General features: G+C 61.8%; 21 protein-coding genes and 1 pseudogene. 6 read left to right on the forward strand and 16 right to left on the reverse strand.

From position 1 onward, the window contains the following. Positions 1-80: 80 nt before the first annotated feature. Together hyi and gcl are read right to left on the reverse strand one after the other, a co-directional pair. On the reverse strand, positions 81-905 hold the full coding sequence (gene hyi / locus AK81_RS05140; RefSeq protein WP_043197227.1) for a hydroxypyruvate isomerase: 825 nt from the start codon (positions 903-905) through the stop codon (positions 81-83). 54 nt (positions 906-959) lie between these two features. Then, entirely contained in the window at positions 960-2,735 is a 1,776-nt protein-coding gene (gene gcl, locus AK81_RS05145) for a glyoxylate carboligase (RefSeq protein ID WP_043197228.1), read from the reverse strand. Positions 2,736-2,992: 257 nt separating this feature from the next. On the opposite strand from gcl, the gene AK81_RS05150 reads away from it, so the two are divergent. Beyond that, positions 2,993-3,433, forward strand: a complete 441-nt coding sequence (locus AK81_RS05150; protein ID WP_043197231.1) for a GlcG/HbpS family heme-binding protein — start codon at positions 2,993-2,995, stop codon at positions 3,431-3,433. A gap of 122 nt (positions 3,434-3,555) precedes the next feature. Here the strand turns inward: AK81_RS05150 and AK81_RS05155 are convergent, their stop codons facing one another. Further along, positions 3,556-4,167, reverse strand: a complete 612-nt coding sequence (locus tag AK81_RS05155; protein WP_019099536.1) for a TetR/AcrR family transcriptional regulator — start codon at positions 4,165-4,167, stop codon at positions 3,556-3,558. Between the two features lie 132 nt (positions 4,168-4,299). On the opposite strand from AK81_RS05155, the gene AK81_RS05160 reads away from it, so the two are divergent. After that, positions 4,300-5,214, forward strand: coding sequence for a DUF808 domain-containing protein (locus AK81_RS05160; protein WP_043197237.1), 915 nt, complete (start codon positions 4,300-4,302; stop codon positions 5,212-5,214). A gap of 128 nt (positions 5,215-5,342) precedes the next feature. Here the strand turns inward: AK81_RS05160 and AK81_RS05165 are convergent, their stop codons facing one another. From AK81_RS05165 to puuE, 7 genes are all read right to left on the reverse strand, one after another. Continuing rightward, positions 5,343-6,125, reverse strand: a complete 783-nt coding sequence (locus tag AK81_RS05165; RefSeq protein WP_016498611.1) for an outer membrane protein OmpK — start codon at positions 6,123-6,125, stop codon at positions 5,343-5,345. 355 nt (positions 6,126-6,480) lie between these two features. Next, complete coding sequence (locus AK81_RS05170) at positions 6,481-7,266, reverse strand: outer membrane protein OmpK (RefSeq protein WP_043197238.1); 786 nt, start codon at positions 7,264-7,266, stop codon at positions 6,481-6,483. A gap of 140 nt (positions 7,267-7,406) precedes the next feature. Further along, entirely contained in the window at positions 7,407-8,762 is a 1,356-nt protein-coding gene (locus AK81_RS05175) for a nucleobase:cation symporter-2 family protein (RefSeq protein WP_043197240.1), read from the reverse strand. 207 nt (positions 8,763-8,969) lie between these two features. Next, positions 8,970-10,298 (reverse strand): urate hydroxylase PuuD, encoded by a 1,329-nt coding sequence (locus AK81_RS05180; protein ID WP_043197241.1) that lies wholly within the window; start codon positions 10,296-10,298, stop codon positions 8,970-8,972. A gap of 56 nt (positions 10,299-10,354) precedes the next feature. Then, positions 10,355-10,858, reverse strand: coding sequence for an ureidoglycolate lyase (locus tag AK81_RS05185; protein ID WP_008091644.1), 504 nt, complete (start codon positions 10,856-10,858; stop codon positions 10,355-10,357). Positions 10,859-10,907: 49 nt separating this feature from the next. Continuing rightward, complete coding sequence (gene uraD, locus AK81_RS05190; RefSeq protein ID WP_043197245.1) at positions 10,908-11,423, reverse strand: 2-oxo-4-hydroxy-4-carboxy-5-ureidoimidazoline decarboxylase; 516 nt, start codon at positions 11,421-11,423, stop codon at positions 10,908-10,910. Further along, positions 11,423-12,349, reverse strand: coding sequence for an allantoinase PuuE (gene puuE / locus AK81_RS05195; protein WP_043197246.1), 927 nt, complete (start codon positions 12,347-12,349; stop codon positions 11,423-11,425). Before puuE ends, uraD begins: the two co-directional genes overlap by 1 nt. Before the next feature lie 399 nt (positions 12,350-12,748). On the opposite strand from puuE, the gene uraH reads away from it, so the two are divergent. Then, complete coding sequence (gene uraH, locus AK81_RS05200; protein WP_043197247.1) at positions 12,749-13,102, forward strand: hydroxyisourate hydrolase; 354 nt, start codon at positions 12,749-12,751, stop codon at positions 13,100-13,102. Positions 13,103-13,672: 570 nt separating this feature from the next. Here the strand turns inward: uraH and AK81_RS30375 are convergent. Together AK81_RS30375 and AK81_RS05210 are read right to left on the reverse strand one after the other, a co-directional pair. Continuing rightward, positions 13,673-13,921: pseudogene (locus AK81_RS30375) on the reverse strand (RHS repeat-associated core domain-containing protein); the annotation flags it as partial. Between the two features lie 186 nt (positions 13,922-14,107). Beyond that, positions 14,108-15,457 carry an NCS2 family permease gene (locus AK81_RS05210; protein ID WP_019471483.1) on the reverse strand — a complete coding sequence of 450 codons (1,350 nt, stop codon included), beginning with the start codon at positions 15,455-15,457 and terminating at the stop codon, positions 14,108-14,110. Positions 15,458-15,741: 284 nt separating this feature from the next. Here AK81_RS05210 and AK81_RS05215 point away from each other — a divergent pair, with 284 nt between their 5' ends. Further along, positions 15,742-16,497, forward strand: a complete 756-nt coding sequence (locus AK81_RS05215) for a GntR family transcriptional regulator (protein WP_012273431.1) — start codon at positions 15,742-15,744, stop codon at positions 16,495-16,497. Between the two features lie 256 nt (positions 16,498-16,753). Continuing rightward, complete coding sequence (gene aqpZ / locus AK81_RS05220) at positions 16,754-17,452, forward strand: aquaporin Z (RefSeq protein WP_019472843.1); 699 nt, start codon at positions 16,754-16,756, stop codon at positions 17,450-17,452. On the opposite strand, the gene guaD is transcribed toward aqpZ, so the two are convergent. From guaD to xdhA, 4 genes are all read right to left on the reverse strand, one after another. Then, a complete protein-coding gene (guaD, locus tag AK81_RS05225; protein ID WP_043197248.1) occupies positions 17,449-18,753 on the reverse strand; it encodes a guanine deaminase in 1,305 nt (434 codons plus the stop codon). The genes aqpZ and guaD overlap by 4 nt on opposite strands. Positions 18,754-18,763: 10 nt before the next feature. After that, the gene (gene xdhC, locus AK81_RS05230; RefSeq protein ID WP_043197250.1) at positions 18,764-19,609 is read right to left on the reverse strand and encodes a xanthine dehydrogenase accessory protein XdhC; all 846 of its coding nucleotides are present in this window, start codon (positions 19,607-19,609) and stop codon (positions 18,764-18,766) included. A 187-nt stretch (positions 19,610-19,796) separates the two neighbouring features. Beyond that, positions 19,797-22,196, reverse strand: coding sequence for a xanthine dehydrogenase molybdopterin binding subunit (xdhB, locus tag AK81_RS05235; RefSeq protein WP_043197251.1), 2,400 nt, complete (start codon positions 22,194-22,196; stop codon positions 19,797-19,799). Further along, a complete protein-coding gene (xdhA, locus tag AK81_RS05240) occupies positions 22,189-23,643 on the reverse strand; it encodes a xanthine dehydrogenase small subunit (RefSeq protein ID WP_043197254.1) in 1,455 nt (484 codons plus the stop codon). The genes xdhB and xdhA overlap by 8 nt, the downstream gene beginning before the upstream one ends. Before the next feature lie 268 nt (positions 23,644-23,911). On the opposite strand from xdhA, the gene AK81_RS05245 reads away from it, so the two are divergent. Beyond that, the gene (locus AK81_RS05245) at positions 23,912-24,571 is read left to right on the forward strand and encodes a GntR family transcriptional regulator (protein ID WP_043197256.1); all 660 of its coding nucleotides are present in this window, start codon (positions 23,912-23,914) and stop codon (positions 24,569-24,571) included. Positions 24,572-24,573 lie beyond the last annotated feature (2 nt).

Raw genomic sequence — 24,573 nt, forward strand, 5'->3', positions numbered from 1 at the left:
CTCTTTATATTTGTTGATGCCTGATCGCGGGGCTGCCACAAAACCCTGTGGGAGCGGGCTTGCCCCGCGAATGCGGTCGGTCAGGCAATGGAGGTGTCTTTGCGGGCGCTTTCGCGGGACAAGCCCGCTCCCACATGGGTCTTCAGCCAGCCCAGGCCTGCTTCGGTGGTGGTCTTGGGCTTGTATTCCGCGCCGATCCAGCCCTGGTAGCCAATGCGGTCCAGGTGCTCGAACAGGAAGCGGTAGTTGATCTCGCCAGTACCAGGCTCGTTACGGCCGGGGTTGTCGGCCAGCTGGATGTGGTTGATCAGCTGCAGGTTGGTTTCCATGGTGCGAGCCAGGTCACCTTCCATGATCTGCATGTGGTAGATGTCGTACTGCAGGAACAGGTTGTCACTGCCCACTTCGGCCTGGATTTCCAGGGCCTGCTGGGTGGTGTTCAGGTAGAAGCCCGGGATGTCGCGGGTGTTGATCATTTCCATGACCAGGCGGATACCGGCGGCCTTGAGCTTGTCGGCGGCGTAGCGCAGGTTTTCGACGAAGGTCTTGCGCACGGTGGCGCAGTCCGGGCCTTGTGGGCGGATACCGGCCAGGGCGTTGACCTGGGTGTTGCCCAGCACCTTGGCGTATTCGATGGCCTTGTCGACACCGGCACGGAATTCTTCGACGCGGTCAGGGTGGCAGGTGATACCGCGCTCACCTTTGGCCCAGTCGCCGGCAGGCAGGTTGAACAGCACCTGGGTCAGGCCGTTGGCTTCCAGCTGCTGCTTGATTTCGGCAGCGCTGAAGTCGTACGGGAACAGGTATTCGACACCACTGAAACCAGCGTCGGCGGCAGCCTTGAAGCGGGCCAGGAAGTCCTGTTCGGTGAACAGCATGGACAGGTTGGCAGCGAAGCGAGGCATGAGTTGTCTCCTTGCGATGAAGGCCCCCAGGGCGTGCCTGGGGGCGTCAGGCGATCAGTCCAGCATCGAGATGGCGGTTGGCGCGTCGTTGCCGACCAGCGCCAGGTCTTCGAACTCGTTGACCGCGTTGATCTCGGTGCCCATGGAAATGTTGGTCACACGCTCGAGAATCACTTCGACCACGACCGGCACGCGGAACTCTTCGGCCATCTTCTGCGCCTTGAGCAGGGCAGGGGCGATCTCGGCCGGTTCGAACACGCGAATGGCTTTGCAGCCCAGGCCTTCGACCACTGCAACGTGGTCGACACCGTAGGTGGCAGCTTCAGTCGAGTTGATGTTCTCGAAGGCCAGTTGTACACAGTAATCCATGTCGAAGCCACGCTGCGCCTGACGGATCAGGCCCAGGTAAGCGTTGTTCACCAGCACGTGGACGTACGGCAGGTTGAACTGCGCGCCCACTGCCAGTTCTTCGATCATGAACTGGAAGTCGTAGTCACCGGACAGCGCGACAACCTTGCGTTTCGGGTCTGCCTTCACAACACCCAGTGCGGCAGGGATGGTCCAGCCCAGCGGGCCGGCCTGGCCGCAGTTGATCCAGTGGCGTGGCTTGTACACGTGCAGGAACTGCGCGCCGGCAATCTGCGACAGGCCGATGGTGCTGACGTAGGTGGTGTCCTTGCCGAATACCTGGTTCATCTCTTCGTACACGCGCTGCGGCTTGACCGGCACGTTGTCGAAGTGGGTCTTGCGCTGCAGGGTGGCCTTGCGCTCCTGGCAGTCTTGCAGCCAGGCCTTGCGGCACTTCAGCTTGCCAGCGGCTTTCCACTCGCGGGCCACTTCCAGGAACACGTCCAGTGCCTTGCCGGCGTCGGAAACGATACCCAGGTCCGGGGTGAATACGCGGCCGATCTGGGTCGGTTCGATGTCGACGTGCACGAACTTGCGGCCTTCGGTGTAGACGTCGACGGACCCGGTGTGGCGGTTGGCCCAGCGGTTACCGATACCGAACACCAGGTCGGATTTCAGCAGGGTGGCGTTGCCGTAGCGGTGCGAAGTCTGCAGGCCGACCATGCCGACCATTTGTGCGTGGTCGTCCGGAATGGTGCCCCAGCCCATCAGGGTCGGGATTACCGGTACGCCGGTCAGTTCGGCGAACTCGACCAGCTTGTCGCTGGCATCGGCGTTGATGATGCCGCCACCGGCTACCAGCAGTGGGCGCTCGGCGTCGTTCAGCAGGGCCAGGGCTTTCTCAGCCTGTACGCGAGTGGCAGACGGTTTGTTGATGGCCAGCGGCTCGTAGGCGTCGATGTCGAATTCGATTTCGGCCATCTGCACGTCGAACGGCAGGTCGATCAGTACCGGGCCTGGGCGGCCGCTGCGCATTTCGAAGAAGGCTTTCTGGAAGGCGTAAGGCACCTGGCCCGGCTCCAGAACGGTGGTCGCCCACTTGGTCACCGGCTTGACGATGCTGGTGATGTCGACGGCCTGGAAGTCTTCTTTGTGCAGGCGTGCACGCGGGGCCTGGCCGGTGATGCAGAGAATCGGGATGGAGTCGGCCGAGGCGCTGTACAGGCCGGTGACCATGTCGGTGCCGGCTGGGCCGGAAGTGCCGATGCACACGCCGATGTTGCCCGGGTTGGCGCGGGTGTAGCCCTCGGCCATGTGCGAGGCACCTTCGACGTGGCGAGCGAGGACGTGATCGATGCCACCGACTTTCTTCAGGGCCGAGTACAACGGGTTGATGGCAGCCCCTGGGATGCCGAACGCGGTATCTACACCTTCACGGCGCATGACCAGAACGGCTGCATCGATTGCTCTCATTTTGCTCATGGGTTGTGCCTCATCGATTTTGTAATTGTATACAACTTGCTTTGCGACAGAGTGTATTCACGGCTGACGGCTCAGGTCAATGGGTTTTCATCGGGTGGGGCAGGTTTCGTCAGAGCGGCCATGAAAACGGCTATTTGCGCCATCGCATACGATCGTTTCAAAATATTGTATACAAAAATGCCTTTCGTTGTGTTCTATTTGCCCTATCGGTTTTCAACTGCCCTCAGGGCTTCTCACAACAAGAAGAGGACCTTTCCATGAACGTCTTGAACCTGAAAGTCGCTGTCAGCCTGGTTAATGCCGCACTGGCAGCGGGCCGCAAGATCAATGCCGCGCCACTGACCGTGGCGGTGCTGGATGCCGGTGGGCACCTGCTGGCGCTGCAGCGTGAGGATGGCGCCAGCCTGATCCGCCCTGAAGTGGCCACTGGCAAAGCCTGGGGGGCGATTGCCCTGGGCAAGGGCTCGCGTTTGCTGGCGCTGGACGCCCAGCAGCGTCCGGCGTTTTTTGCCGCGTTGAACGGGATGGGTGAACGGCCGGTGGTGCCGGCACCGGGTGGCGTGCTGATTCGTGATCAGGACGGCAAGGTGCTGGGTGCGGTGGGGATCAGCGGCGATACGTCGGATATCGACGAGCAGTGTGCGATCAGTGCGATCGAGGAGGTGGGGTTGCGGGCAGATGCCGGGGTAGCGGCCTAAATCTCTATTGCCTGTTCTGGCCCATTCGCGGGCAAGCCCGCTCCCACAGGTTCACCACAGTCTTCGGGCATGTGGTAATCGTGTGGGAGCGGGCTTGCCCGCGAATGGCTCTCCGGTATGGTTCAGGCTGCCTCAGGCTCACAGCCTTTCAACACCATGCGAATGATGGTCTCGGCGGCCGCGTCATAATCGCTGTCGGCCAGCTTGGCCTTACCCGTCACCGCAGAAATCTGCCAGTCGAAATCGGCATAGGTCTGGGTCGCCGCCCAGATGCTGAACATCAGGTGATGCGCGTCCACATGGGCAATTTGCCCGCGGTCTATCCAGCGCTGGATGCACTCGATGTTGTGCCGGGCCTGCTCGTTCAGCTGCTCCACCTGGTTCGGCGACAGGTGCGGGGCGCCGTGCATGATCTCGCTGGCGAATACCTTGGAGGCGTGCGGCAGGTCGCGCGAAATGCGGATCTTCGAACGAATGTACGAACTCAGCACTTCCTTGGGGTCGCCGTCGGCATTGAACGGCGTGGATGCCTGCATGATCGGCGCAATGATGCTTTCCAGGACCTCGCGGTAGAGGTTGTCCTTGGACTTGAAGTAGTAATACACGTTTGGCTTGGGCAGGCCGGCCTTGGCCGCGATATCGCTGGTCTTGGTGGCGGCGAAGCCCTTGTCGGCGAATTCCTCGCTGGCCGCGCGCAGGATCAGTTCCTTGTTGCGCTCGCGAATGGTGCTCATGGTCAGGGATCTTCCTCGTGTCTGGCCACCTCTATGAGGGATCGGGCATGGTAGCACCGGGCTTGACGGGCGCTCAAGGCAGCGACTTTCGGCTAGACTCCGGCACATTCATTTCAGTGGAAACAGGCAAACATGGCAGGAAGCAGTCTACTGGTACTGATCGACGACATCGCCACGCTGCTGGACGACGTCTCGCTCATGACCAAAGTCGCGGCGAAAAAGACTGCGGGTGTGCTGGGTGACGACCTGGCGCTGAATGCCCAGCAGGTTACCGGCGTGCGCGCCGAGCGCGAAATCCCGGTGGTCTGGGCGGTGGCCAAGGGGTCGTTCGTCAACAAGGCAATCCTGGTGCCGGCGGCGCTGCTGATCAGCGCGTTCATTCCGTGGGCGGTTACGCCGTTGTTGATGATCGGTGGCGCTTACTTGTGCTTCGAGGGCTTCGAGAAGCTGGCGCACAAGTTCTTGCACAGCAAGGAAGAGGACGACGCGCAGCACAATGCCCGAAAGGAAGCCGTGGCTGACGCCAGTGTCGACCTGGTGGCCTTCGAGAAGGCCAAGATCAAGGGCGCGGTGCGCACCGACTTCATCCTGTCGGCAGAAATCATCGCCATCACCTTGGGTACCGTGGCCGATGCACCGCTGACCCAGCAGATCATCGTGCTGTCGGGCATTGCCATCGTCATGACCGTCGGCGTTTACGGGCTGGTGGCGGGCATCGTCAAGCTTGATGACCTGGGGTTGTGGATGACCCAAAAGGCATCGAGCCTGGCACAGGCCGTCGGCAACGGCATCCTGCGTACCGCGCCGTACATGATGAAGAGCCTGTCGGTGATCGGCACGGCGGCGATGTTTCTGGTCGGTGGCGGCATTCTGGTGCATGGCATCGAGCCGCTGCATCATGCGATCGAAGCGTTCAGCGAGGGGCGCGGTGGCGCGCTGACCGGGGCGCTGCTCAATGGCGTGGCCGGGGTGGTGGCTGGTGCCGTGGTACTGGCGGTGGTGGCGGTTGCCGGCAAATTGTGGCGGGCGATCCGGCCTGCTAACTAAGGTTGCATGGCAGGGGCTTTGCCCCGGTTCGCGGGCTTGCCCGCTCCCACAAGTACCGCGCAAACCTCAGAAACAGCACTGACCCTGTGGGAGCGGGCAAGCCCGCCCACACAGAGCCCATGCTCAGGTCAGAAGTGCACTTTTACCAGGAAGCTCATGGTGTTCTGGTCAGTCGTGAAGGCATCGCTGTCCTTGATGCCGTACTTGTTCTTCCAGTAGTCGTACTCCACACCCACATACAGCTGCTTCTCGCCCAGGTGCAATGCCTTGCCCAGGTCATATTTGATCTGCGGGTTGAAGTGCAGGTTGGCGTGGTAGGTGCCGCGGCGGTTTTCGTCGTTGTCCACCACCCAGTCCATGAAGCCGTCGATCAGCACGTCGGAATCGCCGACCGGAATGGTGTACGACCACACCGGGGTGATCTGCCACACGTTGTCGCCGGCGCGGCTGCCGTCGGTGGTGCGGTTGTAGAAGTTCAGCTGGAAGTAGTCGAAGCCGGGGATGGCCAGGTCGAAGCCTGGGCCGATCAGGTACGACTCGGTGTCACCCTCGCCAAACTCGTAGGTCATCGCCAGCAGCACGTCCTTGACCGGGCCGAACTCAACCTTCTGGTCGAAGATCTTGTTGAACGACAGGCGTGGGCTGATCTCACCGTAATAGGTATTCGGGCCATTGCCGGCGTCTTTCTGGCCCTGGTAGAAGATCTTGTCGACAAAGATGAAGTTGTCGCCGTACTTCCAGCCATCGGCGTGCTCGAACGTGACAGTTTGCTGGATCGCCGGGTTGACCTTGAAGTTCTTGCCCCACAGGTAGGTCAGGCTGTTGTTTTGCCATTGCAGCAGGTCGTCGGCGTAGGTGGTGCCGCAGGCCAGCAGGCCGCCGGCGAGGATCAGGCTGTTGATGGTACGCATTGCGAGTGTCGCTCCCTTGATTGATCTGTTGTCAGCGCTCGGTATTGGCGCTTTTTTGTTGTCTTGCGAGTCAGCTTTTTTCGATAGGCCACAGCTGTTTGGCAAGGGTTGAGCCAACTTTTCCGGGTTGGCAAAACCTTCCTGCTCGACTTCGTTCTGAACGGATGAAAAGGGTCTTTCAGGCTGGCAACACGTTGGCCAACCGCCCGTATTCATTGACTGAGCGGTCAGGAAACGCAGGCAGAATCCGTTCTGCCCTGATCGAGGGGGCGCGCAGATTACTGGCTTGCGCGCCGCGCCTCAAGTGCTCCGTCCTGGAGCGGTGTGTATCAAACTTGTGCGCTTGGTCAGTTTCTTAGAAATGCACTTTGATCAGGGCACTGGCGACGCTCTGGTTGCTGTCCAGATTGCCGCGGCTGTCGATGCCGTATTTGTCCTTCCAGTAGCTGTACTCGAAGCCTACGTACAGCTGCTTGGCGCCCAGGCTCAGCGCCTTGCCCAGGTCGTATTTCACCTGTGGGTTGAAGTGCAGGTTGGCGTGATAGGTGCCACGACGGGTCTGGTCGTTGTCGGTGACCCAGTCCAGGTAACCGTCGATCAGAATGTCAGACCTGCCCATGGGAATGGTGTACGACCAGCCAGGGGTGATCTGCCAGACGTTGTCACCTGGGCGGCTGCCCTCGGTGTTGCGCACGTAGAAATTGAGGGTGAAATAGTTGAAGCCGGGGATGTTCAGGTCAAAGCCGGGGCCGATCAGGTAGGCTGCGTTGTCGCCTTCGCCACGCTCGTAAGTCATGGCCAGCAGTACGTCCTTGATCGGACCGAAGGCAAGCTTCTGGTCGAAGATCTTGCCGAACGACAGGCGCGGGCTGAACTCGCCGTAGTAGGTGGTCACGCCTTTGCCGGGGTCGGCCTTGCCGTTGTAGAAGATCTTGTCGACGAACATGAAGGTGTCGCCGTACTTCCATTTGTTGGCGTGCTCGAACGTGATGGTCTGCTGGATATCAGGGTTGACCTTGAAGTCCTTGCCATACAGGTACGTCAGGCTTTCGCCATGCCATTGCAGCCATTCGCCTGCATGCGAGGGTAGGGTGGCCAGCAGGCTGCTGCCCAACAACAGGGACGTGGTGATGCGCTTCATGTTGTGATTCCCGGACTTATTGTTTTTGTTGGCGGTTTTTTTGGCGCGCAGGCGCCCCGGGCGACCCATTCCGGCGGGTCGACGGCGTAGCGGTTACTGCAGATGTGAGTGAGGGGCGGCAAAGCGCCGCCCCTTTTGGCTCAGTGCTCGTGACAGGCGTCGTTGTGCACCGCGCGGTCGGCGCCACCGAGGATGTTGAACAGCACGTTCAACACCAGGGCACTGACCGTGGCCATGGCGATACCACTGTGGGTGATGGGTTCCATCCACTGCGGCATCTGGGCAAAGAACTCCGGACGCACCACGGGGATCAACCCGAAGCCGACGCTCACCGCCACCAGCAGCTGGTTGCGACGGTCGCCGATGTCCGCCTCCTGAAGAATCTTGATCCCGGTGGCGGTGACCATGCCAAACATGGCAATGGATGCGCCGCCCAGTACCGCAGGCGGGATCGAGGCAATCAGGAAGGCCGCCTTGGGCAGCAGGCTGAGCAGAATCAGCAGTGCACCGGCCACGATGGTGACAAAGCGGCAGCGCACCCCGGTCATCTGCACCAGGCCGATGTTCTGGGCGAACGAGGAGTGGGTGAAGGTGTTGAAGAAGCCGGCAATGAACGACGCACCGGCATCGCACAGCAGGCCGCGACGCAGCATCCCTGGCGTAACTTCGCGATCAGTCACCTTGCCCAGGGCCAGGAACATGCCGGTGGACTCGACGAAGATGATCACCACCACCAGGCACATGGACAGGATCGGCGCCAGGCTGAAGGTCGGCATGCCGAAGTGCAGTGGGGTTACCACCTGCAACCACGGAGCGTCTTTCAGGCCAGACAGGTCGACCATGCCAATGGAGCCGGCCAGGATGTAGCCAAGGCCCATGCCCACCAGCACCGACACGTTGACCCAGAAGCCACGCATGAAGCGGTTGATCAACAGGATGACCGCCAGCACCAGGCCTGCCACCATCAGGTAGATCGGCGAGCCGAAGGCTTCAGCTTCATGGCCGCCACCGGCCCAGTTGACCGCCACCGGGAACAGCGACAGGCCAATCGAAGTGATCACCGTACCGGTGACCAGCGGCGGGAAGAAGCGGACGACCTTGGACATGAACGGCGCGATCAGCATGCCGAAGAACCCGGCGGCGATGGTCGCGCCGAAGATCCCCTGCAGGCCCACGCCGGGCATGCCGGCCATGGCCACCATGCTGCCGACGGCAGCGAAACTGGCACCCATCATTACCGGCATGCGGATGCCCACCGGGCCGATACCGAACGACTGGATGATGGTGGCGACGCCAGCGACCAGCAGGTCGGCGTTGATCAGGAAAGCGACTTCTTCACGGGACAATCCAGCGGCCTGGCCGATGATCAACGGCACGGCAATCGCGCCACCGTACATCAGCAGAACGTGTTGCAGGCCAACCAGGATCAGTTGGAACAAGGGCAAGGGTTCGCGCGGCGGCGCAATGGGGATATACGCCTTGCGTGACTCGGACATGCAGCACCTCGAGTTTTGTTTTTATTCTCGGATCCAAGCGTCGGTTTCAAGCGGCAGTTTCTCGATGAAGAGAGCCTGGGGTTCCCGCTTGCAGTTGAACGCTCGATGCTTGCTTGTTGCGTATGTCTTGAAACAGAGGCCGGGAGTACCGGCCTCTTCGCGGGTGAACCCGCTCCCACAGGGAGCAGTTTCGGCCCGACAGGTTTGTCAGTTGACCTGGGCGCCTTTGGCGATCCAGTCGCCGACGAGCTTGCGCTCTTCGGTGGTCATCTGGGTGATGTTGCCCAGCGGCATGATCTGGCTGGCGACCGCTTGCGCCTGAATGCGCGCGGCCTGGGCCTGGATCTGCTGCGGGGTGTCGAACATCACGCCGGCAGGCGCGGCGCTGAACAGTGGGCTGGTCGGTTTGGACGAGTGGCACACGGTGCAGCGTTCCTGGATGACATTGTGGATCTTGTCGAAGTCGCCACCACCGGCCTGGGCAGCGGCCTGGGCCGGTGCTTGCGCAGGTGCAGTCGGCGCTTGGGCAGCCTTGGCGGCGTCCTCTGCGCGCTGCTCGGCAGCGGTCTTGCCACCGACGGCGGTCGCAGGCAGCGGCTGGTACTCGACCTTGGCGGCGGCTTGCTCAGGGCTTACGGCCATCGGTTTCGGGCCGGTGACGTAGGCCAGGCAGATCATCGCCAGGGCGCCGACGGGCAGGGTCCAGGCGTACTTGTTGCTGTCGTGGCGGGTGTTGAAGTAGTGGCGGATCAGAACCGCGGCTACTGCGATACCGGCCAGGATCAGCCAGTTGTACTGGCTACCGTAGGTGCTCGGGAAATGGTTGCTGATCATGATGAACAGCACCGGCAGGGTGAAGTAGTTGTTGTGGCGCGAGCGCAGCAGGCCCTTGGCCGGCAGTACCGGGTCGGGCGTCTGGTTGTTCTCGATCGCCGCCACCAGCTGGCGCTGGGCCGGCATGATGATGCGGAACACGTTACCGACCATGATGGTGCCGATGATCGCGCCGGTGTGCAGGTATGCACCACGGCCGCTGAACACCAGGCTGAAGCCCCAGCAGGCGGCGATGATCAGCACGAACAGTACACCGCCGAGCAGCGCTGGCTTCTTGCCCAGGGGCGAGTCGCACAGGAAGTCGTAGATGAACCAGCCAGCGACCAGCGAGCCGATACCGATGGCCACGCCTTCGGCACCGCTCAGGGTGCTGCCAGGGGCCAGCAGGTACAGCGCCGGGTTCCAGTAGAACACCACGCACAGCAGGGCGATACCGGACATCCAGGTGAAGTAGGCTTCCCATTTGAACCAGTGCAGGTTCTCGGGCATTTTCGGGGGTGCGAGCTTGTATTTCTCCAGGTGGTAGATACCACCGCCGTGAATTGCCCAGAGATCACCCGACAACCCATCGCGCGGGTTGCTTCGGTTCAGGTGGTTCTCCAGCCAGACGAAGTAGAACGATGCACCGATCCAGGCGACACCGGTGATCATGTGAACCCAGCGAATGCTCAGGTTCAGCCATTCGTGAAGGTGTGCTTCCACAGTATGTACCTCTGCCGATCACCGTTCAGGTTGAAACCCGGATGATCGACCTTTTCTTATTGGTGGGGATTGAGGATCAGCATCTGTTCCTCGGTGAAGTAATGCTCATCGCAGTTGTTGCCAGAACCACTGCGATCAACCACCAGGAAATCATCCCGCTTTTCGATCGTGAGCACCGGGTGGTGCCAAACGCCGCGATGGTAATTGACGCCCTGCCTGCCATTACTACGGAAGGCACGGACCAAGCCTGATACAGGTGCATCGCCAACGGGCGCGACCACGATCAGAAAGGGGTTGCCGAGCAGCGGGATGAAAGCCTGGCTGCCCAGCGGATGTCGTTCCAGCATGCGTACGGTCAGCGGCATGTCCTGCGCGTCGGCGCGGAAGATGCTGATGATCGCCTTGTCTTCTGGCTCGGCGGTCTCGACCGCGGCGAGCTTGTGGAAGCGCATGGTCGAGCCATTGTTGATCATGAAGTGGTCGCTGCCGTCGGTTTCGATCACGTCTCCAAACTGGGCGAAGGCTTCTTTGGTCAGGGGCTCGATCATCAGGGTGCGCATGCGGGTCTCTCTTATATGTTCGTTGTACTGAAAAAGGTTCGGCTGTCGCTTACAACTGCAGCAGGCGGAACAGGGCGATCAGGTTGATCTGCGCCAGGGCTTCCTTGAATTCCGCATCGGCATCGTTGTGGATGCGTTTTTCAAAGGCGGCGAGGATCTGGTGCCGGTTGCTGCCCTTCACCGCCATGATGAACGGGAACTGGAACTTGGCCTTGTAGGCATCGTTCAGTTCGGTGAAGCGGGCGAACTCTTCGGCGGTGCACTGGTGAATACCGGCGCCGGCCTGCTCGTTGGTGCTCGATTCGGTCAGCTCGCCCTGTACGGCGGCTTTGCCGGCGAGGTCCGGGTGAGCGTTGATCAGTGCCAGTTGGTCGGCGTGGTTGGCGCTGAGCAGGATGTCGCTCATGCGCTGGTGCAGCGCCTCGATCTCGTCCAGCTCGCCCAGTTGGCCCAGGTCATAGGCTTTTTCGGCCACCCACGGCGAGTGCTCGTAGATGTCGGCGAAGGCCTCGACGAAAGCGTCGCGGCCCAGGGCGGAGGGCTTGAGGGTGTTGAAGGCGGTCATCAGGCGTTCTCTTTCTTGTACGGGTGGGTGGCGTGCCAGTGGCGGGCGATGTCCGCACGACGGGCGAACCAGACCTGTTCATGGCTCTTGGCGTAGTCGACGAAGCGCTTCAGTGCGGCCAGGCGCGCAGGGCGGCCGACCAGGCGGCAGTGCAGGCCGATGGAGAGCATCTTCGGTGCTTCGGCGCCTTCGGCGTACAGCACATCGAACGCGTCCTTCAGGTACTGGAAGAACTGCTCGCCGCAGTTGAAACCCTGCACCTGGGTGAAGCGCATGTCGTTGGTGTCCAGGGTGTAGGGGATCACCAGGTGCGGCTTGTCGGTCGGGTTGTTCGGCTCCCAGTAGGGCAGGTCGTCGTCGTAGGTGTCGCTGTCGTACAGGAAACCACCTTCTTCCATCACCAGGCGGCGGGTGTTCGGGCCGGTGCGGCCGGTGTACCAGCCCACCGGGCGCTCGCCGGTGAGTTCGGTGAGGATGCGGATGGCTTCGAGCATGTGCTCGCGCTCCTGGGCCTCGTCCATGTTCTGGTAGTCGATCCAGCGGTAGCCGTGGCTGCAGATCTCGTGGCCGGCTTCGGCCATGGCGCGGATCACGTCGGGGTGGCGCTGGGCGGCCATGGCCACGGCGAACACGGTCAGTGGCACGCCGCTGTCCTTGAACAGCTTCAGCAGGCGCCACACGCCAGCACGGCTGCCGTATTCGTACAGCGACTCCATGCTCATGTTGCGCTGGCCCTGCAGCGGCTGGGCAGCGACCATCTCGGACAGGAAGGCTTCGGACTCTTTGTCACCGTGCAGGATGTTGCGCTCGCCACCTTCCTCGTAATTGAGGACGAAAGACAGCGCGATGCGAGCGTTGCCCGGCCATTGCGGGTGAGGAGGGTTGTTGCCGTAACCGATCAGGTCGCGAGGGTAGTCAGCGCTCACTGCAGTCTTCCTTCTTGTGCGTTAGTGCGGGTGGTGGGCGGGCCGCGTCGGTATGTCGCACCACCGGATGGGCTGATTGTATACAACTTCTGAAATCTTTTGTAAGCCTGTTTTTCCGCATTTCTTTCCTTTTGTCGCCGCGCAGCGACCTGGAAACACAGTGCAAGAAACCTGCCTGATTGGTCAGCTAATGACGTTTGCCTCGTTACGGCGCCTGTATTTGCGACCGATGGGTCGTTTAGGGGCAAGAAACGCTGGGTGCGACGGATGGGTTCAAAAAATTGTGTACAATCTGGCGGTGGAATGTCTTAATGACGTCATTCCCGCCTACCGCAGGCGCTATGCTGGTGCGATGGCTGAGTATTTTTTGCCCACAGATTGAACAAGAGGCGACACGCAATGGGACGTTTGACCACACACGTACTGGATGCCGCGCATGGCTGCCCGGGCAGCTCGATCAAGGTCGAGCTGTACCGTGTCGAAGGCCAGCAGCTGGAGCTGGTGAACACCGCCCTGACCAACAGCGATGGCCGCGTCGACGCGCCGTTGCTGCAGGGTGACGACTACCGCACTGGTGTGTACCAGTTGCAGTTCAGCGCTGGCGATTACTACCGCGCCCGTGGCGTGCAGTTGCCGGCCCAGGCATTCCTGGATGTTGTCGTGCTGCGTTTTGGCATCGACGAGGGGCAAGAGCACTACCACGTGCCGCTGCTGATCTCGCCGTACAGCTATTCGACCTATCGCGGAAGCTAGTTGGTCGCTAGAAGAATCTTCGTAGGTCCTTTGGCCCGCTCTCACACTGGCGGGCTTTTTTTAGTTTCGGATATCTGGCACTTCATCACCTGGATAAAGAAATACTCTCCCCGTTTTGTAGCGCGCATGGTCATGAGGTGAGACAGCTATTGCGCCCAGACTATTTGCGGCCATACCTACGATTGCAGCCCCTAATTGTTCGCTTGAGCCGCTGTCGTGAGCCTGCTTTGCAACTTTGTACCATTCAGGGACTGTGTCGAAGAACATGCTGGATTCGCTGATGCTCTTACTCAGGCGCCCGGAGTCTGGTGTGAGGGGGGAGCCCTCACTGAATTCGTGGTTGCTTTGCGATCTTTTGATATAGCTATCACCCTTCCAGCCTGGAAGGTTGGTGTCACCATGCGCCCCCAGGCCGTCGTTTATCCCAAGAACGGTTCTGCCATATACCGTTGATGTATCGATCTCGTCGTGTACTCGCTTGCGAATCGGCGAGAATTGCTCATAAGGCACCTCGCCCTTGGTGACTATGCGCTTGATTGTGAGGCCCATGGCCTTGAACACTTCGAAAGGAGAATGCCCGTCACGGTCGACCCAGTTAATAGGGTCTCCCTTGCAGTAGGCGTATGCATTGATGCCGCCTCTTCCAAACGGGCTCAAATTATCTGGGCTGCAGAATCTTCCCTGCGTTGGGCTGTATATGCGGTAGCCGTTGCCGAGGTGGTAAAACCCGGAGACCGGATCCCGTAACTCGCCATTGAAACCAATCCGGCTCTTGCCTGCCACTGCATGGCCATAAGGGGTGTAGGCGCATACGTGGCGAGTCATGATGTGCATCGGGCAGCCTCTGGCCATTACGCCTGTGCGGTTTTGAAAGTTTGTATCAGGCCTCGCTGAACCTTGCACCTGGCAAAAATATCAGTTCGCTGCGTTGAGTGTGGAAGCCGTATTTGCAGAAAATGAGCGATCAACGAAGGGCGCCGAAGCGCCCTTTTTTGCTGGGGAGAGTTACAGGAACACAAACTTGGCAATGAAGATCGCGCACAGCACCCACAGGCTGGCGGAGATTTCCTTGTACTTGCCGGTACCTGCCTTCAGCGCGACGTAGCTGATGAAGCCCAGGGCAATACCATCCGCTACCGAGAAGGTCAGTGGCATCATGATGACAGTGACAATCGCCGGAATGCTGTCGGTCGCTTCGTCCCAGTGGATGTGCGCCATGCTACCCATCATCAGCATTGCCACGTAGATCAACGCACCGGCCGTTGCGTAGGCCGGAATCATCCCGGCCAGCGGGGCGAAGAACATCGCGGCGATGAACAGCAAGCCGACCACCACCGCAGTCAGGCCAGTACGACCGCCCGCTGCCACACCCGCAGCACTTTCCACATAGCTGGTGACCGGCGGCACACCCACCACCGCACCGAACACGCTCGATGCACTGTCAGCCTTCAACGCCTTCGACAGGTTTTCGATACGCCCGTCCGGCGCCACCAGGTTGGCCCGCTGCGCCACACCCATCAGGGTGCCGGCAGTGTCGAACATGTGCACGAACAGGAACGCCAGTACCACACTGATCATGCTGACGTTGAACACGCCAGCCACATCCATGGCCATCCAGGTCGGTGCCAGGCTTGGTGGCATCGACATCACCCCGCCAAACTTGACCAGCCCCAGGCCCCAGCCCGCCAAGGTCACGCCGATGATGCTGATCAGGATCGCGCCGAACACGCGCTTGTAACTGAGGATGGCGATCAGCAGGAAGCAGATTGCCGCCAGCAGCGGGCCTGGCTCATGCAGCGAGCCCAGCTTGATCAGGGTGGCCGGGCTGTCGACGATGATGCCAGCCGTCTTCAGGCCGATCAGCCCGAGAAACAATCCGACGCCGGCCCCCATGGCATGGCGCAGGCTGACCGGAATGCTGTTGAGCAACCATTCGCGCACTTTCGACAAGGTCAGGAACATGAACAGCACCCCGGAGACGAACACCGCCCCCAGCGCGGTTTCCCAGTTGTAGCCCATGGTGCCGACCACGGTGTAGGTGAAGAAGGCGTTAAGCCCCATGCCCGGTGCCAGGCCCACCGGCCAGTTGGCGTACAGGCCCATCAGCAGGCAGCCCAGCGCGGCGGCGATGCAGGTGGCGACGAAAGCGGCACCATGGTCGATGCCAGCGTCGGCCATGATGTTGGGGTTGACGAAGATGATGTAGGCCATGGTGATGAAGGTGGTCACCCCGGCGATCATTTCGGTCTTGACGGTGCTGCCGTGTTGCTTGAGTTTGAAAATCCGCTCCAGCCAGCTTGTTTCGAGCGGTGGGGCGAGATCCAGCGTAGGGGCTTCGGATTTGCGGCTTTCCACAGCGAGTACTCCTCAAGTCTTTCTTGTTGTTGTTGGGGCCAGTTTCCTGAGCGATGCACTTGGTGGCCCCACGAGGGAAGGCAGACGTCTGACCGTTTTATTGACTCGCGGGTCAAGAAGTTGCTCGGTGGATTATGCTTTTGTGTACAAAGAATGCAAATAATGTTTTATGTTTTGTGTGCGCAATGCGTCGTACAACGGCTATATAGGTAAAACGCCCCCTGCGGAATCGCCTCAGCCTGTGTACAATGGCGCCATACTTTCTCTTCGTGCCTCGAGAGCCCATGAACGAACAGCTGCAACCTCTGAAGAAACCTGCACGTGTCGGCAAGGCCGGCCGCAGTGGTACCCAGGACGACATCGTCTACGCGCACATTTTCGAGGCGATCCTCGAGCAGCGCCTGGCGCCGGGCACCAAGTTGAGCGAGGAAGCGCTGGGCGAAATCTTCGGCGTCAGCCGCACCATCATCCGCCGCGCCCTGTCGCGCCTGGCCCACGAAAGCGTGGTGCTGCTGCGGCCTAACCGCGGTGCAGTGGTGGCCAGCCCGACGGTAGAAGAGGCGCGCCAGGTGTTCTTCTCGCGGCGCATGGTGGAGCGGGCCATTACCGAACTGGCCGTGCAGCACGCCACCCTGGATCAGCTCAACGAACTGCGGCAGATGGTGCGCGAAGAGCGCGACAGTTTCTCGCGCGGTGACCGCGGTGCCGGTATTCGTCTTTCCGGCGAGTTCCACCTCAAGCTGGCCGAAGCTGCTGGCAATGCGCCGCTGGTGAGCTTCCAGCGCAGCTTGGTGTCGCAGACTTCGCTGATCATTGCCCAGTACGAAAGCGGCAACCGCTCGCACTGCTCGTATGACGAGCACATGCAACTGATCGATGCCATCGAGGCGCGTGATGCCGAGCAGGCCGTGAGCCTGATGATGCACCACATGGACCACATCGACAGCAAGCTGAACCTGGACGAGGAGAGTGCCTCGGACGATCTGCATGCGGTGTTCTCGCATTTGCTGAAAAAGCCCAAGGTTTCGGCCAAAGGTTGATCGTTTGCCTGGGTGACTGAAGGGCGACCGCGTAAGCCAGGCATGGGCAGAATCTGTGGGAGCGGGCGTGCCCGCGAACACGGGCAGCGCCCGTGCCGTCCACCGTGGTGCTTGCTTCGCGGGCACGCCCGCTCCCACAGAGATCATTGCCATTCCTCGCCATCAGCCAAAGGTCTGCTAAATTCTTGTGAGCAAACCTTCATCAAGCAGTTGGGCTTGCGCATTCGTTGCGTTCAACTTCTTGAGGAATGGATTCATGAGCATGTCCCTCGGTAAACGCATGGGTGCCGAACTGATCGGCACCTTCTGGCTGGTCCTTGGTGGCTGTGGCAGTGCGGTACTCGCTGCCAGCTCCCCTCTCGGTATCGGCGTTCTCGGTGTTGCTTTCGCCTTCGGCCTCACAGTACTGACCATGGCCTTCGCCATCGGCCATATCTCTGGCTGCCACCTTAACCCTGCCGTGTCGTTCGGGCTGGTGGTGGGCGGGCGTTTTCCTGCCAAAGAGCTGCTGCCCTACGTGATCGCCCAAGTGATTGGCGCCATCCTGGCGGCCGGGGTGATCTACCTCATCGCCAGCGGCAAGGCCGGTTTCGAGTTGTCTTCGGGGCTGGCTTCAAACGGCTACGCCGACCACTCGCCCGGCGGCTACACACTGGGTGCGGGTTTCATCAGTGAAGTGGTGATGACGGCGATGTTCCTGGTGGTGATCATGGGTGCCACAGACTCCCGTGCGCCGGCAGGCTTTGCGCCCATTGCCATCGGCCTGGCCCTGACCCTGATCCACCTGATCTCCATCCCGGTGACCAATACCTCGGTCAACCCCGCGCGTAGCACAGGGCCGGCCTTGTTCGTCGGTGGCTGGGCCCTGCAACAGCTGTGGCTGTTCTGGGTGGCGCCGCTGATCGGTGCTGCAATCGGCGGCGCGCTTTACCGGGGCCTTGCAAAAGAACCTTAGCGCTGGTGCACGCAACGCCCTGCGGCGTAGGTTTCACGCACAGTGCGGTCGTCGCCCAGGGTGGTGAGCACGAACAGGGTCTCTTCGATGCTGTTGGACTGCTGAATGCGGTAGTCCAGCAGCGGCGTGGCCTTGTAGTCCAGCACCACGAAGTCGGCATCGTTGCCCGGGCGCAGGCTGCCGATGCGGTCGTCCAGGCGCAGGGCGCGGGCGCCGCCGAGGGTGGCCAGGTACAGCGACTTGTAGGGGTGCAGGCGCGCGCCTTGCAGCTGCATCACCTTGTACGCTTCGTTCAGGGTGTTGAGCAGCGAGAAGCTGGTGCCGGCACCGACGTCGGTACCCAGGCCCACGTTGACCTTGAAGCGCTCAGCCTGGGGCAGGTTGAACAGGCCGCTGCCCAGGAACAGGTTGGAGGTGGGGCAGAAGGCCACGGCCGAGCCGGTTTCGGCCAGGCGCTGGCATTCGTCGTCGCACAGGTGCACGCCGTGGGCAAACACCGAGCGCTCGCCCAGCAGCTCGAAGTGGTCGTACACGTCCAGGTAACCCTTCTGCTCGGGGAACAGCGACTTGACCCAGTCGATTTCCTTGAGGTTTTCCGACAGGTGCGTGTGCATGTACACGCCCGGGTGTTCCTTGAGCAACTGGCCGGCCAGGGTCAGCTGTTCCGGCGTGCTGGTCGGGGCGAAGCGTGGGGTAACCGCGTAGTGCAGGCGGCCCTTGCCATGCCAGCGCTCGATCAGCGCCTTGCTCTCGGCATAGCCGGACTCGGCGGTGTCGGTCAGGTAGTCCGGGGCGTTGCGGTCCATCATCACCTTGCCGGCGATCAGGCGCAGGTCCAGGCGCTCGGCCTCTTCGAACAGCGCATTGACCGATTCCGGGTGCACGCTACCGAATACCAGCGCGGTGGTGGTGCCGTTGCGCAGCAGTTCCTTGAGGAAGATCTTCGCCACCTGGTCGGCGTGCGCTTTGTCGGCGAACTGCTTTTCGCAGGGGAAGGTGTAGGTGTTCAGCCAGTCCAGCAGTTGCTCGCCGTAAGAGCCGATCATGCCGGTCTGCGGGAAATGGATATGGGTGTCGATGAAGCCCGGGGTGATCAGCGCGTCCTGGTAGTGCTCCACCGGGATGCCGGCGTCCAGGGTCGGCAGCAGGTCGCTGGCATGGCCGATGGCGCTGATGCGGCCATCGTCGACCACCAGCAGGCCGTCTTCGAAGTACTCATGGGAAGCCTCCAGGCCCACCTCGGCCGGGTCGGCGATGCTGTGCAGGATGGCGGCACGGTAGGCTTTGCGGGTAACGGTCATAACACACTCGTCAAATAGCTTGGCTGCGCCGGGAGGGCGGCAGCAACTGGGCAATGGGGCCGGCATTGGCAGCAGCATCGTGCTGGCCGAAGCAGGCGTTGTAGGTGGCGATGATTTCGCCGGCGATGGACACGGCGATTTCGATGGGCAGCTTGCCCTTTACTTCGGGCAGGCCCATCGGGCAGCGCATGCGTGCCAGCACGGCATCGTCGTAGCCGCGCTCGCGCAGGCGGTGCTCGAACTTGACCCGTTTGGTCTTCGAGCCGATCAGGCCGAACCAGGTGAAGTCGTTGCGCTTGAGAATGGCGGCGGTCAGCTCCAGGTCGAGCTGGTGGTTGTGGGTCATGACGATGCAGTAGCTGCCTGGTGGCAGGTCTGCGACTTCGTCGACCGGTTCCTCACTGACGACCTTGGTCACCCCGTTGGGGATGAGCTCGGGGAATTCCTGTTCGCGCGAGTCGATCCAGCGCACCCGGCAGGGCAGCGCGGCGAGCAAGGGTACCAGAGCCCGGCCGACATGGCCCGCGCCGAACACGGCGATCTGCGCCTGCACGGCGGCCATCGGCTCGAACAGCAGCACGGTGACGCCGCCGCAGCACTGGCCCAGGCTCGCGCCAAGGCTGAAGCGCTCCAGGTGCGGGGTGGTGCGCTGTTCTTCAAGCATTTGCCGGGCGATGTGCAGGGCCTTGTATTCCAGGTGGCCGCCGCCGATGGTGTCGAACAGGCCACTGGCGCTGACGACCATCTTCGAGCCTGCGTTGCGCGGGGTCGAGCCGCGCTCCTCGATGATGGTCACCAGCACGCAGGCTTCGCCACGGGACTGGTGGTCGGCGAGGGCGTTGATCCATTGGTGCATGATGCAGTTCCTCTTCAGGTCAACGCGGTCCGCTTCTTTGTGGGAGCGGCCTTGTGTCGCGATAGGGCTGCGCAGCAGCCCCAAAAAACTATGTTGTTTCACAAATTCTGGGGCCGCTTCGCGACCCTTTCCGACCGGTCCGGCGCCCCGGCAAGGCCGCTCCCACAGAAAACGCGGAGCGGCGGCGTTACTGGGTGACGGTTTCCAGTTCCTGTTCGGCAGGTTGGGTTTCAGCCACCACCTTGCGCATCTGCTCACACCCCCACAGCACCCGCTCCGGTGTCGCCGGCGCGTCGATGTTCGGCTGCACGCGGTAGTCGGCAAGGCTGGCCACGGCATCCTTGATCGCACACCAGGCAGCAATGCCGAGCATGAACGGCGGTTCGCCCACGGCCTTGGAGTGGAACACGGTGTCTTCCGGGTTCTTGCGGTTTTCCACCAGCTTCACTCGCAGGTCCAGCGGCATGTCGGCGACGGCCGGGATCTTGTAGCTGGCCGGGCCGTTGGTCATCAGTTTGCCCTTGGCGTTCCACACCAGTTCTTCGGTGGTCAGCCAACCCATGCCCTGGATGAAGCCGCCTTCCACCTGGCCAATGTCGATGGCCGGGTTAAGCGAGTCGCCCACGTCGTGCAGGATGTCGGCGCGCAGCATCTTGTATTCGCCGGTCAGGGTGTCCACGATCACTTCCACGCAGGCGGCGCCGAAGGCGTAGTAGTAGAACGGCCGGCCGCGTGCCTGGCTGCGGTCGTAGAAGATTTTTGGCGTGCGGTAGAAGCCGGTGGTCGACAGCGACACCTGGGCGAAGTAAGCCTGCTGCACCAGTTGCTCGAAGCTGACGATCTGATCGCGCATGCGCACATGACCGTTGCGGAACTCGACATCTTCCTCGGTGACGTTGTAGTGCCGTGCGGCGAACTCGGTCAGACGCTTCTTGAGAATTTCGGCCGCGTTCTGCGCCGCCTTGCCGTTCAGGTCGGCACCACTGGAGGCAGCGGTTGGCGAGGTGTTGGGCACCTTGTCGGTGTTGGTGGCGGTGATCTGGATACGGCTGAAATCCACCTGGAAGATCTGCGCCACCACCTGTGCCACCTTGGTGTTCAGGCCCTGGCCCATCTCGGTGCCACCGTGGTTCAGGTGAATGCTGCCGTCGGTATAGATGTGGATCAGCGCCCCGGCCTGGTTGAGGAAGGTGGCGGTAAACGAAATGCCGAACTTGACCGGCGTCAGCGCCAGGCCCTTCTTCAGCACCGGGCTGTTGGCGTTGAAGCGGCGGATCGACTCGCGGCGCTCGGCATAGTCGCTGCTGGCTTCCAGGTCGGCGGTCATCTCTTCGAGCATGTTGTGCTCGACGGTCTGGTAGTAGTGGGTGACGTTACGCTCGGTCTTGCCGTAGTAGTTGGCCTTGCGCACCGCCAGCGGGTCGCGGCCCAGGTGGCGGGCGATATGGTCCATCACCTGCTCGATGGCGACCATGCCCTGCGGGCCGCCAAAGCCGCGGTAGGCGGTGTTGGAGGCGGTGTTGGTCTTGCAGCGATGGCCATGCACGGTGGCATCGCCCAGGTAGTAGGCGTTGTCGGAGTGGAACATGGCGCGGTCGACGATCGAACCCGACAGGTCGGGTGAGTAACCGCAGTTGCCGGCCAGGTCGAAGTTGATGCCGTGCAGCCGGCCGGTGTCGTCAAAGCCCACGTCGTATTCAACGTAGAAGGGGTGGCGCTTGCCGGTCATGGTCATGTCTTCGACCCGCGGCAGGCGCATCTTGGTCGGCTGGCCGGTCAGCCGCGCAACTACCGCACACAGGCAGGCCGGGCTGGCGGCCTGGGTTTCCTTGCCACCAAAACCGCCACCCATGCGGCGCATGTCCAGCACCACCTTGTTCATCGGCACGTCGAGCACTTCGGCGACCAGCTTCTGCACTTCGGTGGGGTTTTGCGTGGAGCAGTAGACGATCATGCCGCCGTCTTCGGTAGGCATCACCGAGGAAATCTGGGTTTCCAGGTAGAAGTGTTCCTGGCCGCCGATGTGCAGGGTGCCCTGAATGCGGTGCGGGGCGCTGGCCAGGGCAGCAGCGGAATCGCCGCGCTGGTGGGTGTGGCTGTCGAGCACGAAGTGCTTCTTGCGCAGCGCATCGACCACATCCAGCACCGGTTCCAGGTCTTCGTATTCGACGATGGCGGCCATGGCGGCGCGGCGTGCGGTTTCCAAGTCGCGGGCGGCCACGGCAAGCACCGGCTGGCCGAAGAACTCGACCTTGTCGATGGCCAGCAGCGGGTCACCGGCCACTACCGGGCCGATGTCCTTCAGGCCGGGGATGTCCTCGTGGGTAATTGCGATGCGCACACCCTCGAAGGCATAGCACGGCGCGGTGTCGATGCGCAGGATGCGCGCATGGGCGCGGTCGGCGGTGCGCGCATAGACGTGCAGCTGATTGGGGAATTCCAGGCGGTCGTCGATGTACAGCGCCTCGCCGGATACATGCTTGTCGGCGCTGTCGTGTTTGACGCTGCGGCCGACCCCGGTGGTCAGGTCCTGGCTGAACAGCTCGGCCATCTCGGCCTGGCTTTTGGCTACGTGATGGTCAGACATAAGCGGTCACCCGGGTTTCGATGTGCGGCGTTTGCTGTTCGATGAAGTACTTGCGCAGCAGGTTTTGCGCGGTCAGCAGGCGATATTCCTTGCTGGCGCGGAAGTCGCTGAGCGGGGTGAAGTCCTCGGCCAGGGCCTGGCAGGCACGCTCGATGGCGGCCTGGTTCCACGGCTTGCCGCGCAGCGCTGCTTCGCAGGCGCGGGCGCGTTTGGGGATGGCCGCCATGCCGCCGAAGGCGATGCGCACACCGCTGACCACGCCGTCTTCGATGCTGAGGTTGAAGGCCGCGCACACGGCAGAAATATCGTCGTCCAGGCGCTTGGACACTTTGTAGGCGCGGAACGCCCAGTCGCTGGTGGCGCGAGGCACGATGATCTTCTCGATGAACTCGCTGTCCTGGCGGGCAGTGATGCGGTAGTCGATGAAGTAGTCTTCCAGTGCCATGGTGCGCTGGCGCTCGCCTTGGCGCAGGACGATCTGCGCGTCCAGGGCAATCAGCAAAGGAGGCGAGTCGCCGATGGGCGAGGCGTTGCCGATATTGCCGCCCAGGGTGCCCTGGTTGCGGATCTGCAGCGAGGCGAAGCGGTGCAGCAGGTCGCCGAAGTCCGGGTATTCCTCGTGGAGTGCGCCGTAGCAGTCGGTAAGCGGGGTGGCCGCGCCGATTTCCAGGTGGCTGGCGGTTTTTTCGATGCGCTTGAGCTCGGCCACGTGGCCGACATAAATCATCACCGGCAAGGTCTTGTGGAACTGGGTCACTTCCAGGGCCAGGTCTGTACCACCAGCCAGCAGGCGGGCTTCGGGGTGCGAGCTGTACAGGTCGGCCAGGTCGGCCACGGTCAGTGGCACCAGGCAACGCTTGTCGCCGCTGTTCAGCTCGCCGGTCTGGGTCGGGGTAATGGCCTTGAGGCGGCTGATGGTTTGCGCCTGCTGGGCATCGAACTGGTCGCGGCAGGGCTGGCGGCAGCTCTGCTCGGCGGCGTCGAGGATCGGGCGGTAACCGGTGCAACGGCACAGGTTGCCGGCCAGGGCTTCCTGGGCCTGATGCAGGTCGGGGCCGCTGCTGTTCTTTTGCAGGGCGAACAGCGACATGACAAAGCCTGGGGTGCAGAAGCCGCATTGCGAGCCATGGCAATCAGCCATGGCTTGTTGCACGCTGTGCAGTTGGCCCTGATGCTTGAGGCCTTCGACGCTGATCAGTTGCTTGCCGTGCAGCGACGAGACAAAGGTCAGGCACGAGTTGAGGCTGCGGTAGCGCAGGCTGTCGTTGCCTTGTTCGTCCTGGGTCAGTTCGCCGACCACCACGGTGCAGGCGCCGCAGTCACCACTGGCGCAGCCCTCCTTGGTGCCGGGTTTGCCCAGGTGCTCGCGCAGGTACTGCAGCACCGTCATGTTCGGGTCCAGGGCGTGCTCATTACGCAGCTCCTGGTTGACGAGAAACTGGATCACGGGGATGGCCTCGCAATGGTTTTATTGTTGTTGGGCGGACTCTAAGCAACACCTGTCTATCAGGTCAATATTTTTCTGACTCAAAGGTCAGGAAATTGCTCAGATCAACGCCCGGCCGAACACATTGCCTCTATAACAAGCATAGATCGCGCCGGGCGCGCGGCTGTCTGGCAAGTCAAATAAACCGCCTGGCCCCTCTGCGCGATTACCGCCCAAGTACGCTACAATCCGCCTCTTGTGCCCAGTTCAATGATTTTGAAGGAAAACCATGACGTTCAAGGCCCCGGACAGCCTCTCCGAGCAGATTGCCGATTACCTGGCCGAACGCATCATCCGCGGCGAGCTGGCGCCAGGCGAGCGTATCCAGGAGCAGAAGGTTACCTTGGCCCTCAACGTCAGCCGTGGCTCGGTGCGCGAAGCGTTGTTGATCCTCGAACGCCGGCACCTGGTGGCGATCTTGCCGCGTCGGGGTGCCCACGTGACTGTGCTGGACGAGCGCAGCGTGCGCAGCCTGTGTTCCTTGATGGGCGAGTTCTACATCCTGCTGGGCAACGCGGTTGCGCAAAAATGGCGCACCGATGCCGACCTGCGCCCGTTTCTGGATATTCAGCAGCGCCTGCAGCGTGCCCATGACCAGCTCGACATCAAGACGTTTGTCGCCGACAGCTTCGCGGTGATGCGCGCGGCCTATCCGTTCGCCGACAACCCGTTCCTGCAGGAAACCGTGGAAAACCTGCAGCCGGCCATGAGCCGTGCCTACTACCTGTCGCTGGACCAGCGCCAGGCCAACATGATCGACTACCTGGAGCTGTTCGCCCGCCTGCTCGACGCCGTGGTCGCCCGCGACCTGCCGCGCATTCGCGAGGTGCTCACTGCCTACGGCCAGCGCAGCTGCGAACTGGTGCTGGCGGCGCTGGCCCGAGGCTGACC

It is taken from the genome of Pseudomonas putida W15Oct28, assembly GCF_000708715.2.
Classification (GTDB): Bacteria; Pseudomonadota; Gammaproteobacteria; order Pseudomonadales; family Pseudomonadaceae; genus Aquipseudomonas; species Aquipseudomonas putida_R.